At 54.6% G+C, this 13535-nt stretch carries 15 protein-coding genes; 9 read left to right on the forward strand and 6 right to left on the reverse strand.

Annotated features, from left to right (window positions below; all coding sequences use genetic code 11):
* Positions 1-86 precede the first annotated feature (86 nt).
* Both mtlD and mtlR read left to right on the forward strand, forming a co-directional pair.
* On the forward strand, positions 87-1235 hold the full coding sequence (gene mtlD / locus FDX24_RS09140) for a mannitol-1-phosphate 5-dehydrogenase (RefSeq protein WP_048213697.1): 1149 nt from the start codon (positions 87-89) through the stop codon (positions 1233-1235).
* The gene (gene mtlR / locus FDX24_RS09145) at positions 1232-1822 is read left to right on the forward strand and encodes a mannitol operon repressor MtlR (RefSeq protein ID WP_048213698.1); all 591 of its coding nucleotides are present in this window, start codon (positions 1232-1234) and stop codon (positions 1820-1822) included. The genes mtlD and mtlR overlap by 4 nt, the downstream gene beginning before the upstream one ends.
* A gap of 12 nt (positions 1823-1834) precedes the next feature.
* Here the strand turns inward: mtlR and FDX24_RS09150 are convergent, their stop codons facing one another.
* A complete protein-coding gene (locus FDX24_RS09150) occupies positions 1835-2041 on the reverse strand; it encodes a hypothetical protein (RefSeq protein ID WP_048213699.1) in 207 nt (68 codons plus the stop codon).
* Positions 2042-2333: 292 nt separating this feature from the next.
* Between FDX24_RS09150 and FDX24_RS09155 the strand changes: the two genes are divergently transcribed.
* The 5 genes from FDX24_RS09155 to trmL all read left to right on the forward strand — a co-directional run bounded on the left by FDX24_RS09155 (position 2334) and on the right by trmL (position 7097).
* The gene (locus FDX24_RS09155; RefSeq protein WP_048213700.1) at positions 2334-2696 is read left to right on the forward strand and encodes a YibL family ribosome-associated protein; all 363 of its coding nucleotides are present in this window, start codon (positions 2334-2336) and stop codon (positions 2694-2696) included.
* Positions 2697-2958: 262 nt separating this feature from the next.
* Entirely contained in the window at positions 2959-4614 is a 1656-nt protein-coding gene (lldP, locus tag FDX24_RS09160) for an L-lactate permease (RefSeq protein ID WP_003837651.1), read from the forward strand.
* On the forward strand, positions 4611-5387 hold the full coding sequence (gene lldR, locus FDX24_RS09165; protein WP_048213701.1) for a transcriptional regulator LldR: 777 nt from the start codon (positions 4611-4613) through the stop codon (positions 5385-5387). The genes lldP and lldR overlap by 4 nt, the downstream gene beginning before the upstream one ends.
* Positions 5384-6574 carry an FMN-dependent L-lactate dehydrogenase LldD gene (gene lldD, locus FDX24_RS09170; protein WP_137364174.1) on the forward strand — a complete coding sequence of 397 codons (1191 nt, stop codon included), beginning with the start codon at positions 5384-5386 and terminating at the stop codon, positions 6572-6574. Before lldR ends, lldD begins: the two co-directional genes overlap by 4 nt.
* A gap of 49 nt (positions 6575-6623) precedes the next feature.
* Positions 6624-7097 carry a tRNA (uridine(34)/cytosine(34)/5-carboxymethylaminomethyluridine(34)-2'-O)-methyltransferase TrmL gene (gene trmL / locus FDX24_RS09175; protein WP_048213704.1) on the forward strand — a complete coding sequence of 158 codons (474 nt, stop codon included), beginning with the start codon at positions 6624-6626 and terminating at the stop codon, positions 7095-7097.
* Positions 7098-7278: 181 nt separating this feature from the next.
* Here the strand turns inward: trmL and cysE are convergent, their stop codons facing one another.
* The 5 genes from cysE to FDX24_RS09200 all read right to left on the reverse strand — a co-directional run bounded on the left by cysE (position 7279) and on the right by FDX24_RS09200 (position 10447).
* Positions 7279-8100, reverse strand: coding sequence for a serine O-acetyltransferase (gene cysE / locus FDX24_RS09180; RefSeq protein WP_003024160.1), 822 nt, complete (start codon positions 8098-8100; stop codon positions 7279-7281).
* Positions 8101-8178: 78 nt separating this feature from the next.
* On the reverse strand, positions 8179-9198 hold the full coding sequence (gene gpsA / locus FDX24_RS09185; protein WP_003024157.1) for an NAD(P)H-dependent glycerol-3-phosphate dehydrogenase: 1020 nt from the start codon (positions 9196-9198) through the stop codon (positions 8179-8181).
* The gene (secB, locus tag FDX24_RS09190) at positions 9198-9665 is read right to left on the reverse strand and encodes a protein-export chaperone SecB (protein WP_003024155.1); all 468 of its coding nucleotides are present in this window, start codon (positions 9663-9665) and stop codon (positions 9198-9200) included. The genes gpsA and secB overlap by 1 nt, the downstream gene beginning before the upstream one ends.
* A 47-nt stretch (positions 9666-9712) precedes the next feature.
* Positions 9713-9964: a glutaredoxin 3 gene (gene grxC / locus FDX24_RS09195; RefSeq protein ID WP_003024152.1), complete on the reverse strand. Its 252-nt coding sequence runs from the start codon at positions 9962-9964 to the stop codon at positions 9713-9715.
* A 51-nt stretch (positions 9965-10015) separates the two neighbouring features.
* A complete protein-coding gene (locus FDX24_RS09200; RefSeq protein WP_005120473.1) occupies positions 10016-10447 on the reverse strand; it encodes a rhodanese-like domain-containing protein in 432 nt (143 codons plus the stop codon).
* Positions 10448-10696: 249 nt separating this feature from the next.
* Between FDX24_RS09200 and gpmM the strand changes: the two genes are divergently transcribed.
* Together gpmM and envC are read left to right on the forward strand one after the other, a co-directional pair.
* A complete protein-coding gene (gpmM, locus tag FDX24_RS09205) occupies positions 10697-12241 on the forward strand; it encodes a 2,3-bisphosphoglycerate-independent phosphoglycerate mutase (RefSeq protein ID WP_137364175.1) in 1545 nt (514 codons plus the stop codon).
* A gap of 33 nt (positions 12242-12274) precedes the next feature.
* A complete protein-coding gene (gene envC / locus FDX24_RS09210) occupies positions 12275-13534 on the forward strand; it encodes a murein hydrolase activator EnvC (protein ID WP_231591591.1) in 1260 nt (419 codons plus the stop codon).
* Position 13535 lies beyond the last annotated feature (1 nt).

Below are 13535 nucleotides of genomic sequence, written 5' to 3' on the forward strand. Positions count from 1 at the left end.
ATCCTCTCCCTTGTGGAGAGGGTTAGGTTGAGGGAAAAGCCTCACCCCAGCCCTCTTGGGTAAAAACATTAATGAAGGTTAATACTATGAAAGCATTACATTTTGGCGCAGGTAATATCGGTCGTGGCTTTATCGGCAAACTGCTGGCGGACGCGGGGATACAGCTGACGTTCGCGGATGTAAACCAGGTCGTGCTCGATGCCCTGAATGCCCGTCATAGCTATCAGGTTCATGTGGTCGGTGAAAACGAGCAGGTTGATACCGTTTCCGGCGTCAACGCGGTGAGCAGCATCGGCGATGATGTCGTTGAACTGATTGCCCACGTAGATTTAGTCACCACCGCCGTTGGTCCGGTCGTGCTTGAGCGCATCGCACCTGCCATCGCTAAAGGGCTGGTTAAACGCAAGGCGCAGGGCATCGCGACTCCGCTGAATATCATCGCCTGTGAGAACATGGTGCGCGGCACGACCCAGTTGAAAGGCCACGTCATGAACGCGCTGGCAGATGAAGACAAAGCGTGGGTCGAAGAACACGTTGGTTTTGTCGATTCCGCCGTAGACCGCATCGTTCCCCCTTCCGCTTCTGCGACCAACGATCCGCTGGAAGTCACCGTCGAAACCTTCAGCGAGTGGATTGTCGACAAAACGCAATTTAAAGGCGAACTGCCAAACATCCCGGGAATGGAATTAACTGATAACCTGATGGCATTTGTCGAACGTAAACTCTTCACGCTGAACACCGGGCATGCTATAACCGCGTACCTCGGAAAATTGACCGGTCATCAGACCATCCGTGACGCGATTCTCGACGAGAAAATCCGCGCAGTGGTAAAAGGTGCGATGGAAGAGAGCGGCGCGGTACTGATCAAACGCTATGGCTTTGATGCGGCAAAACATGCAGCATATATTCAGAAAATCCTCGGTCGCTTTGAAAACCCGTATCTGAAAGATGACGTTGAGCGCGTTGGCCGTCAGCCACTGCGTAAACTGAGCGCGGGCGACCGTCTGATTAAACCGCTGCTGGGCACGCTGGAGTACGGCCTGCCGCACACGAATCTGGTTATCGGTATTGCGGCAGCAATGCACTATCGCAGCGAAGAAGATCCGCAGGCACAGGAACTGGCCGCGCTGATTGACGAAAAAGGTCCGCAGGCCGCGCTGGCGCAGGTTTCCGGTCTGGATGCCAATAGTGATGTGGTGGCGGAGGCGGTTAACGCATATAACGCGACCAAATGATTGAGAATGTGGCGCAGGTCTGCCTGCGCCCAAATGACAGATTGTCAGATATGCAGGCAATAATGGAACAAACGCAGGCCTTTGAAAATCGTGTGCTTGAGCGTCTGAATGCTGGCAAAACCGTACGCAGCTTCCTCATCACCGCCGTAGAACTGCTCACCGAGGCGGTGAATATCCTTGTGCTTCAGGTATTTCGCAAAGATGACTATGCGGTAAAATATGCCGTAGAACCGTTGCTCGACGGCGACGGTCCGCTGGGCGATCTTTCCGTTCGTCTCAAGCTCATCTACGGTCTGGGCGTACTCAGCCGCCCGGAGTATGAAGATGCGGAACTACTGATGGCGCTGCGGGAAGAGTTAAACCATGACGGCAATGAATACGCGTTCACCGACGATGAGATTCTTGGTCCGTTTGGCGAACTTCACTGCGTAGCGGCACTCCCGCCGCCACCGCAGTTTGATACCTCAGACTCAGGTCTGCACGCCATGCAAATCCAGCGCTACCAGCAAATGGTACGCTCCACGATGGTACTTTCCCTGACCGAGCTGATTTCTAAAATCAGCTTAAAAAAAGCCTTTCAAAAATAAGACCCTGCAGGCTTACTTCTCTTCCTGCTGCGGTCGATACAGTTGCCGATAGTACGCCAGACGTTGCAGATACAGCTGCGCGTTCTCCTGTGGTATTTCAGAAGGGACTACGTCGCGCGGCGGTGTTTTATTCAGATATTCGCGAAAAGCCTGGCTGGAAGCCATAAAATCGACCGTCTTATCAATCAGAACCGAAACGTTCTCACCTATTTTCGCCATAATCTTCCCTCCTCCATGTATTAACCGCGCTCAGCCTGTGCGGTTGCTCATTTAAGTTTAGGATCGGTTGGGCGATTATATTGAGGAAAACGTGCTTCGCTATAAACCCGTCAATAAAAAGCGCCATGGCCAATCTTATCGCTTAAAGTTCCTTATTAATCAAAAAAGTAGCATTACCATTAGCTTAATAATACTTGCGGCATTTGATTATTTATCTTCGATTAGTTGTGAATAATCCCGCTCTGCGCGCATACTATAGGATATTCATCCTATTTTTATCAGAAGCTATCCTATGAAAGAAGTCGAAAAAAACGAAATTAAACGCCTGAGCGATCGTCTTGACGCTATCCGCCACCAGCAGGCTGACCTGTCCCTGGTTGAAGCCGCCGACAAATATGCCGAGCTGGAGCAAGAGAAAGAAACTCTGGAAACTGAGATCGCACGACTGCGTGAAGTACACGGCCAGAAGTTGAGCAAAGAAGCACAAAAGCTCAGCAAACTCCCGTTCCGTCGTGCCATCACCAAAAAAGAACAGGCCGACATGGGCAAGCTGAAGAAGAGCGTGCGCGGCCTGATCGTCGTTCACCCGATGACCGAGCTTGGCCGTGAAATGGGCCTGAAAGAGATGACGGGCTTCGCGAAAAGCGAGTTCTAATCTGTCACCGGGCAACACTCGCTTGCCCGGTCCTTCGCTTCCCCTCGCAATTGGCCCTACCAATTTCAGTCAGATCCTACCAATACCTCACATTTCATTAAAATGTGCGTACAACACCGTTGCCAACAAATAACATTTGATTAACCATTCATTGTCATTACCCCTACACAACAATATTGGCAGGGCCACTTTTACACATAGTGTGACGAAGAGATGAGCACAGACTCATTGCATTATGTCAGCGGCCCCCAGGAGACCTGCAATGAATCTCTGGCAACAAAACTACGACCCGGCCGGTAACATCTGGCTTTCCAGTCTGATCGCATCGCTCCCCATCCTGTTCTTTTTCTTCGCCCTGATTAAGCTCAAGCTGAAAGGCTACGTTGCGGCGTCATGGACGGTGGTGATCGCTTTGTCGGTCGCCCTGCTGTTTTACAAAATGCCGGTCGATCACGCGCTGGCCTCCGTGGTGTACGGTTTCTTCTACGGTCTGTGGCCAATTGCCTGGATCATTATCGCCGCGGTATTCGTCTATAAAATCTCGGTAAAGACCGGGCAGTTCGACATTATCCGCTCCTCGATACTCTCGATTACCCCAGACCAGCGTCTGCAAATGCTGATTGTCGGTTTCTCCTTTGGGGCATTCCTCGAAGGGGCGGCAGGCTTCGGTGCTCCGGTAGCGATTACCGCCGCACTGCTGGTTGGCCTTGGCTTTAACCCACTGTATGCAGCAGGTTTGTGCCTGATCGTAAACACCGCGCCAGTCGCTTTTGGGGCAATGGGCATTCCGATTCTGGTTGCCGGTCAGGTCACCGGGCTGGACAGCTTTGAGATTGGTCAGATGGTTGGCCGCCAACTACCGTTCCTGACGATTATCGTACTGTTCTGGATCATGGCGATTATGGACGGCTGGCGCGGCGTGAAAGAGACCTGGCCTGCGGTGATGGTCGCGGGCGGCTCGTTTGCTATCGCGCAGTACCTCAGCTCTAACTTTATCGGGCCGGAACTGCCGGACATCATCTCTTCTCTGGTTTCTCTGGTGTGTCTGACGCTGTTCCTGAAGCGCTGGCAGCCGGTACGCATCTTCCGTTTTGGCGATATGGGGGCTTCACAGGTCGATATGGACCTGTCGCGCACCCGCTACACCGCCGGGCAAATCATCCGCGCCTGGTCGCCGTTCCTGTTCCTGACCGCCACCGTCACACTGTGGAGCATCCCGCCGTTTAAAGCGCTGTTTGCCCCTGGCGGGGCGATGTACCACTGGGTCGTCAACATTCCGGTTCCGTTCCTCGATAAGCTGGTAGCCCGCATGCCGCCGGTGGTACACGAAGCCACAGCCTACGCGGCGGTGTACAAGTTCGACTGGTTCTCGGCAACCGGCACCGCCATCCTGTTTGCCGCGCTGCTGTCTATCGTCTGGCTGAAGATGAAACCCTCCGCCGCTCTGCAGACCTTTGGCAGTACGCTGAAAGATCTGGCGCTGCCTATTTACTCCATCGGAATGGTGCTGGCATTCGCATTTATCTCTAACTACTCCGGGCTGTCTTCAACGCTGGCGTTAGCACTGGCTCACACGGGCAGCGCGTTCACTTTCTTCTCGCCGTTCCTCGGCTGGCTGGGGGTATTCCTGACGGGCTCTGATACCTCGTCAAACGCCTTGTTCGCAGCGCTACAGGCAACGGCAGCGCAGCAAATCGGTGTTTCTGACGTATTGATGGTAGCGGCAAATACCACCGGCGGCGTAACCGGCAAGATGATCTCTCCGCAGTCTATCGCCATCGCCTGTGCGGCAGTGGGACTGGTTGGCAAAGAGTCTGATCTGTTCCGCTTCACCGTCAAACACAGCCTGATTTTCACCTGCATGGTGGGTGTGATTACCACGCTGCAGGCCTATGTCTTAACCTGGATGATTCCATGATTGTGATGCCCAGACGCCTGTCAGACGAGGTCGCATCTCGTGTGCGGGCGCTGATTGAAGAACAACAGCTGGAAGCGGGCATGAAGTTGCCCGCCGAGCGCCAGCTGGCCGTACAGCTCGGCGTGTCGCGCAATTCGCTGCGCGAGGCGCTGGCAAAGCTGGTAAGTGAAGGCGTGCTGATTAGCCGTCGTGGTGGTGGGACGTTTATCCGCTGGCAGCATGAAGCGTGGTCCGAACAAAACATCGTTCAGCCACTGAAAAGCCTGATGGCGGACGACCCTGATTACAGCTTCGATATTCTCGAAGCCCGCCACGCCATTGAGGCCAGCACCGCCTGGCACGCCGCCATGCGCGCCACAGCCGCCGACAAAGAGAAAATCAGGCTCTGTTTCGAGGCCACACAAAGTGAAGATCCGGATCTCGCTTCACAAGCAGACGTTCGCTTTCACCTTGCCATCGCTGAAGCCTCGCACAACGTGGTGCTGCTACAGACCATGCGCGGTTTCTTCGACGTATTGCAGTCTTCGGTAAAACAGAGTCGCCAGCGTATGTACCTGGTGCCACCGGTATTTTCACAGCTCACAGAACAACACCTTGCTGTGCTGGACGCGATTGTCGCCGGGGATGCCGATGGCGCGCGGAAGGCGATGATGGCGCACCTCAGTTTTGTCCATACCACCATTAAACGCTTTGATGAAGACCAGGCCCGCCAGGCGCGTATCACCCGTCTGCCCGGTGACCATAATGAAATTAGCAGGGAGAACAACACATGATTATTTCAGCAGCCAGCGATTATCGCGCCGCAGCCCAGCGCATTCTGCCCCCTTTCCTGTTCCACTACATTGACGGTGGCGCGTACGCGGAGCATACCCTGCGCCGTAACGTGGAAGATTTATCAGAGGTGGCACTCCGCCAGCGCGTGCTGAAGAACATGTCAGATCTCAGTCTGGAAACCACCCTGTTTAACGAAAAACTGTCGATGCCGGTGGCCCTCGCGCCTGTCGGTTTATGCGGCATGTATGCACGCCGGGGCGAAGTTCAGGCCGCCGCCGCCGCTGATGCTAAAGGCATTCCGTTTACGCTTTCGACGGTATCCGTCTGCCCAATTGAAGAAGTCGCCCCGACCATCAAGCGTCCAATGTGGTTCCAGCTGTATGTCCTGCGCGATCGCGGCTTTATGCGTAACGCCCTGGAGCGAGCCAAAGCGGCGGGCTGCTCCACGCTGGTCTTTACCGTCGATATGCCCACGCCCGGCGCACGTTACCGTGACGCGCATTCCGGTATGAGCGGTCCAAATGCGGCACTGCGTCGCTACTGGCAGGCAGTCACCCATCCACAATGGGCATGGGACGTTGGCCTGAACGGTCGGCCGCATGATTTAGGCAATATTTCGACGTATCTTGGCAAACCCACCGGCCTTGAGGATTACATCGGTTGGCTGGCGAATAACTTCGATCCGTCCATCTCCTGGAAAGACCTCGAGTGGATCCGCGAATTCTGGGAGGGTCCGATGGTGATCAAAGGGATCCTCGATCCAGAAGATGCCCGCGACGCCGTACGCTTTGGCGCAGATGGCATTGTTGTTTCTAACCACGGTGGACGCCAGTTAGATGGCGTGCTGTCTTCAGCTCGCGCACTGCCCGCCATTGCCGATGCGGTGAAGGGCGATATCACTATTCTGGCCGACAGCGGGATCCGTAACGGCCTGGACGTGGTGCGCATGATTGCGCTGGGTGCCGATAGCGTGCTGCTGGGCCGTGCTTATCTGTACGCGCTGGCAACACACGGACAGGCTGGTGTGGCGAATCTGCTGAACCTGATCGAGAAAGAGATGAAGGTGGCAATGACCCTGACCGGTGCAAAAACCATTAGCGAAATCAGCCGCGATTCGCTGGTACAGGAACTGGGCAAGAGCCTGCCTGCCGCATTGGCTCCTCTGGCCCAGGGTGATGCCGCGTGAGGGTGAATTAAATATCTGCTATTCTGCCCCCCGTTATTAAGGGGGCAGTATGCTTAACATCGTTTTGTTCGAACCAGAAATCCCGCCAAATACCGGCAATATTATCCGTCTTTGCGCCAACACCGGCTTTCGTCTGCATATTATTGAGCCAATGGGCTTTACCTGGGACGACAAGCGCCTGCGTCGCGCGGGGCTGGATTACCATGAGTTTACCGCCGTGCTGCGCCACCCTGATTACGCCGCCTTTGCGGCCGCAGAAAACCCGCAACGTCTGTTTGCCCTGACCACCAAAGGTACGCCAGCGCATAGTGCGGTAAGCTATCAGGACGGGGATTATCTGATGTTTGGCCCGGAAACTCGCGGTCTGCCTGCCAGTATTCTCGACGCGTTGCCTGCCGAACAAAAAATTCGTATTCCGATGATGCCGGACAGCCGCAGCATGAATCTGTCTAACGCGGTGTCAGTAGTGGTGTATGAGGCCTGGCGCCAGTTAGGTTATCCTGGCGCGGTATTACGCAGTTGATTTATGTCGGATGGTGGCTGACGCCTTATCCGACCTACGGAAGAATTTACCGTTTATTTTCGAGCGTTATCGGCGCAGTCAGGTTGGACACGGACCGCGCTTGCCGACCTGTGCATACACGCAGTACGTGAGGATGGCGAGCACAGCCCGGGTTCAAGATGACAAATAAGATAGCTCGAAATCAGATGCCATCGCCGTATTCGAAAGTATGATGAATCCCGTTGAAATGCTGATCCATATCCATAGATGGCTTATCGCTGTCAGGCTTGCCGACGATGCGCGCCGGAACGCCTGCGGCGGTTGTATGCGGGGGTACCGGCTGTAAAACGACGGAACCTGCGCCAATCTTCGCGCCGCGTCCAACCTCGATATTGCCAAGGATTTTCGCGCCAGCGCCAATCATCACGCCTTCACGAATTTTCGGATGACGGTCGCCGCCTGCTTTACCGGTCCCGCCAAGCGTGACGGATTGCAAAATAGAGACGTCGTTTTCAATGACCGCCGTTTCGCCCACTACAATACCTGTAGCGTGGTCGAGCATAATACCGCGACCAATTTTTGCCGCCGGGTGGATGTCCACCTGGAAGGTAACAGAGACCTGATTTTGCAGGAAGATCGCCAGTGCCTGACGCCCCTGATGCCATAGCCAGTGGCCGATGCGGTAGGCCTGCAGCGCATGGAAGCCTTTCAGGTACAGAAGTGGGGTGGAATATTTATCGACTGCCGGGTCACGCGTACGTACCGCCTGAATATCACAAGCCGCCGAGGCAATCATTTCAGGATCGGCCGCGTAGGCCTCTTCCACGACTTCGCGAATCGCAATAGCAGGCATGATCGGAGAAGCGAGTTTATTCGCCAGCATATAGCTCAGCGCACTGCCGAGGTTTTCATGCTTGAGCAGCGTTGCGTGGTAAAAACTGGCCAGCATTGGCTCACATTCCGCCAGTGCCCGGGCTTCCGCTTTAATGTTTTTCCAGACGATATCCAGTTCTTCACACGGCATTGCGTACTCCAGAAGGTAGCAAAACGACCGACCCGTTCTTCGCGGGTCGGGTCGTTAGATTGAAACGGTTCCTTACGGCTAGTGGCTGCTTCGCTCGTCCTTGCGCGCACGACCTAATAACGTCAATGCTGCCTCGCGCGCATTTTTTCCGCAATACAATACTTGATAAATTTCCTCGGTTATTGGCATCTCGACACCAAAACGGTGCGCCAATTCACGAACTTCTTTCGTATTGCGGTAGCCTTCAACCACCTGACCAATCTTGTCCTGCGCGCCCTGCACGTCCATACCCTGGCCGAGCATCATGCCAAAACGACGGTTACGCGACTGGTTGTCGGTACAGGTCAGCACCAGATCGCCTAAACCCGCCATCCCCATAAAGGTGGCAGGATCGGCACCCAGCGCCGCGCCAAGGCGAGACATTTCGGTCAGTCCGCGGGTGATCAATGCGGTTCGCGCATTCGCGCCGAAGCCGATACCGTCAGACATCCCCGCGCCAATCGCAATGACGTTTTTCACCGCGCCGCCAAGCTGCACGCCAATGAAATCCGGGTTGCTGTAGACGCGGAAGCTTTTGCCGCAGTGCAGCAACTGCTGGAGATCGTCAGCAAAGGCGTCGTCCGTCGAGGCCAGAGAAATCGCCGTCGGCATGCCCGCCGCCAGCTCTTTGGCGAACGTCGGACCGGAGATGACTGCCAGCGGGATAGAATCACCCAGCGCTTCGCGCGCGACGTCCTGCAGCAGACGCCCTGTTTCCGCTTCCAGACCTTTTGTCGCCCAGACCAGCCGCGCGTCAGGACGCATCAGCGGTTTGATATTACGCAGCACTTCGCCAAAGACATGGCTCGGCACCACCACCAGAATATTACGACTGGCGGCCAGCGCAGTGGCTAAATCACTTTCCAGGCGCAGCGTTTCGGGAAAAGGCACATCAGGGAGAAACGCGACGTTGCAGCGATCGTGCTCAAGGGTCGCGATATGTTTCGGATCATGGCCCCACAGGACAACCTGGTGGCCGTTTCTTGCCAGGGTGATAGCAAGAGCGGTGCCGTACGAGCCGGCACCAATCACAGTCATTGAAGCATTACTTTGGTTCATCAGGCATCCTGATGTTCTTCAGTACCTTCGCCAGCCTGCTGCTGTAAATAGTTCATGAACAGCGCATCAAAGTTGACCGGCGCAAGGTTCAGTTGCGGGAATGTACCGCGTGAAACCAGGCTGGTGATGCATTCGCGGGCATACGGGAACAGAATGTTCGGGCAGTATGCGCCAAGGCAATGCGCCATCTGAGTCCCTTCAATACCACTGATGGAGAAAATACCGCCCTGCTGAACTTCGCACAGAAACGCAGTTTCTTCACCCAAAGAAGCCGTTACGGTGACACGCAGCACTACTTCATACACATCATCTGCCAGTTGGGTAGATGCGGTATCTAGATCCAGTTTAACCTCTGGCTGCCAATCTTTCTGGAAAACATGCGGTGCATTTGGCGCTTCGAAAGACACATCCTTGGTATAAATACGTTGGATCTGGAAAGCCATTTCAGTGTTATTTTGTTCTGACATGTTGAGAAAACCCTTTAGTGTTGTCCTTTAAATACTATCCGTACGCCTTAACGCAGCAGGGGATCCAGTCCACCACGCGCATCCAACGCATACAAGTCGTCACAACCACCAATGTGCTGTGCATCAATAAAAATCTGCGGAACCGTTGTACGGCCACTGCGCTTGATCATCTCTTCACGCTTCACGGCATCGCCGTCAATCGGAAGTTCCTGGAAACTCACACCCTTACTGTTCAACAGCGCCTTTGCGCGATGGCAAAACGGGCAGGTTGCTTTGGTATAGATCTCAATATTGGCCATGACTTATCTCCAGTGTTCTTTTACCCAGCGGTACGAAAGAAGACGGGTAAATTACTTGCCGCGAACCAGTGGCAGATTCTCGCCACTCCAGCCCGCTACGCCGTCTTTCAGTACAGATACCTGCTCAAAACCGGCTTTAATCAGCGCAGTTGCTGAATCCTGGCACTGCATACCAGAGCCATCAACCACAATAACAGGTTTGTTTTTGTGTTTTTCCAGCTCGCCAAAATTGTTGGCTTTGATTTCGCTCGGCAGCAGGTTCGTGGAGCCTGCGATATGACCTTTGCGGAAGTCGTCGCGCTGACGTAAATCAACAATCACCGCATCTTCTTTATTGATGAGACGTGTCGCTTCGCCGCGTGTAATTACCTTCACTTTTGAGGTCAGGCTCTTAAACGTGGTAAACAATACCGCCGCCAGTAACGCAATCCAGGCGATACTCAAGACAGGGTGGCGGCTAACAAATTGCATAATTTCTTGCATGGGGGGTAACAACTCCCGACTCAGTGATTAAAAAAACCAGGAAAGGAGTATACCTGCGCGTTGGCGCAAATACAGCCAGAGCGTGCATTGGATTGCATTTTTGCGGGGCGCTACGGAAAAAAAAATGTAAATCAGTGTTCCCCCTGGCACGCGATCCCTCATTATTTGATCTTCTGGGGCTACTTTATCGATTCAGCTGTAGTAAAATTACGCAATTATTTTTTATCTATTAAGTGTGAGGTTGTCGCAATGTCGGTTTCTAAAAAGCCTATGGTACTGGTGATTCTGGATGGCTACGGCTATCGTGAAGACAGCCAGGATAACGCTATTTTTAATGCCAAAACCCCGGTAATGGATGCTCTGTGGGCAAAACGTCCGCATACCCTGATTGATGCGTCTGGCCTGGAAGTTGGCCTGCCCGATCGCCAGATGGGCAACTCCGAAGTGGGTCACGTCAACCTGGGCGCGGGCCGCATCGTGTATCAGGACCTTACCCGTCTGGATGTTGAAATTAAAGAGCGTACTTTCTTCGCTAACCCGGTGCTGACCAATGCGGTCGACCAGGCAAAAAATAGCGGCAAAGCGGTACACATCATGGGTCTGCTCTCTGCTGGCGGCGTTCACAGCCACGAAGATCACATCATGGCGATGGTAGAAATGGCCGCTGAACGTGGCGCTGAGAAAATCTATCTGCACGCTTTCCTTGATGGTCGTGATACCCCGCCGCGCAGCGCTGAACATTCACTGCAGAAATTCGAAGAGAAATTTGCCGCGCTGGGCAAAGGCCGCGTAGCGTCCATTATCGGTCGTTACTACGCTATGGACCGCGACAACCGTTGGGATCGCGTGGAACAGGCTTACGATCTGATGACGCTGGCGAAAGGCGAGTTCCAGTTCGCTACGGCGGTTGAAGGCCTGCAGGCTGCTTATGCCCGCGATGAAAACGACGAATTCGTCAAAGCGACCGTGATCCGTGCCGAAGGTCAGGCAGATGCAGCTATGGAAGATGGTGATACGCTGATTTTCATGAACTTCCGTGCTGACCGTGCGCGTGAAATCACCCGTGCGTTTGTTAACGCTGATTTCGACGGCTTCGCCCGTAAGAAAGTCGTTAACCTCAACTTTGTGATGCTGACCGAATACGCGGCAGACATCAAAACTGCGGTTGCTTACCCACCAGCATCTCTGGCCAACACCTTTGGCGAGTGGATGGCGAAGAACGAAAAAACGCAACTGCGTATTTCCGAAACTGAAAAATATGCGCACGTGACCTTCTTCTTCAACGGCGGCGTAGAAGAGCCGTTCAAAGGCGAAGACCGCATCCTGATCAACTCTCCGAAAGTTGCGACCTACGATCTGCAGCCGGAAATGAGCTCTGCTGAACTGACCGAGAAGCTGGTTGCAGCGATTGAGAGCGGTAAATACGACACCATCATTTGTAACTACCCGAACGGCGACATGGTTGGTCACACCGGGGTGATGGAAGCAGCGGTTAAAGCGGTTGAAGCGCTGGATCACTGCGTTGAGCAGGTGACTAAAGCGGTTGAGTCCGTTGGCGGCCAGTTGCTGATCACCGCAGACCACGGTAACGCAGAGCAAATGCGCGATCCGTCCACCGGTCAGGCGCATACCGCGCACACCAACCTGCCGGTTCCACTGATTTATGTCGGTGGTAAAAACGTCAAAGCAGTTGAAGGTGGCAAACTTTCTGATATCGCCCCGACCATGCTGACGCTGATGGGTATGGAAATCCCGCAAGAGATGACTGGTAAGCCGCTGTTCATCGTGGAATAATCCCTCCCCATGAGGGGAAAGGCGATTAATACCATCACTCGGGCCGTGAAACTGCGTAAATTTTCAGTCAGGCCCTTGTTCTACGCCAGCGCGCTTAGCGCTGGCGTATTGTTGTGCGCCTTTTCCGCCCATGCGGACGAGCGCGATCAGCTCAAATCCATTCAGGCCGATATCGCGGCAAAAGAACGCGCGGTACGCCAACAGCAACAACAACGCGCCACCCTCCTTGCTCAGCTTAAAGCTCAGGAACAGGCTATCGCCGTTGCCGCAAGGCAGCTACGCGAAACGCAAAACTCCCTGGCACAGCTGAATGCGCAAATCGCTGAGATGAATGCCGCACTCGCGAAGCTGGAAAAGCAGCGGGCAGCGCAAGAGCGCAGTCTGGCAGCCCAGTTGGATGCTGCATTTCGCCAGGGTGAACATACTGGTATTCAGCTCATCCTCAGCGGTGAAGAGACTCAGCGCGGGCAACGCCTGCAGGCCTATTTCGGCTATCTGAACCAAGCGCGCCAGGAGACTATCGCACAGCTGAAGCAAACCCGCGAAGAGGTCGACTCGCAGAAAGCTGAGCTGGAAGATAAGCAAAGCGAACAGCAGACGCTGCTGTACGAACAGCGTGCACAGCAGGCGAAACTGGAGCAGGCGCGTAATGAACGCCAGAAAACGCTCGCGGGTCTGGAGTCGTCGATTCAACAAGGTCAGCAGCAGTTAGGCGAGATGCGCGCCAACGAATCCCGCCTGCGCAACAGTATTGCTCGCGCCGAAGCCGCCGCGAAAGCCCGCGCAGAGCGTGAAGCACGTGAGGCGCAGGCCGTACGTGATAAGCAACAGGAAGCATCACGCAAAGGCTCGACCTATAAGCCAACCGAAAGCGAGAAATCACTGATGTCTCGTACCGGCGGGTTAGGTTCACCACGCGGTCAGGCGTTCTGGCCCGTTCGTGGTCCAACGCTGCATCGCTATGGCGAACAGCTGCAAGGTGAGCTACGTTGGAAAGGGATGGTTATTGGCGCATCCGAAGGTACCGAAGTCAAAGCCATCGCCGATGGTCGCGTCATTCTGGCGGACTGGCTGCAGGGCTATGGCCTGGTGGTCGTCGTTGAGCACGGTAAAGGCGATATGAGCCTCTACGGTTATAACCAGAGCGCGCTGGTCAGCGTCGGTACGCAGGTTCGCGCCGGGCAGCCTATTGCACTTGTGGGTAGCAGCGGCGGTCAGGGCAGGCCGGCGCTCTATTTCGAAATTCGTCGCCAGGGTCAGGCAGTCAATCCACAGCCGTGGTTGGGAAGATAAG

This window comes from Citrobacter sp. wls716, assembly GCF_005280975.1.
Taxonomy (GTDB): Bacteria; Pseudomonadota; Gammaproteobacteria; order Enterobacterales; family Enterobacteriaceae; genus Citrobacter; species Citrobacter youngae.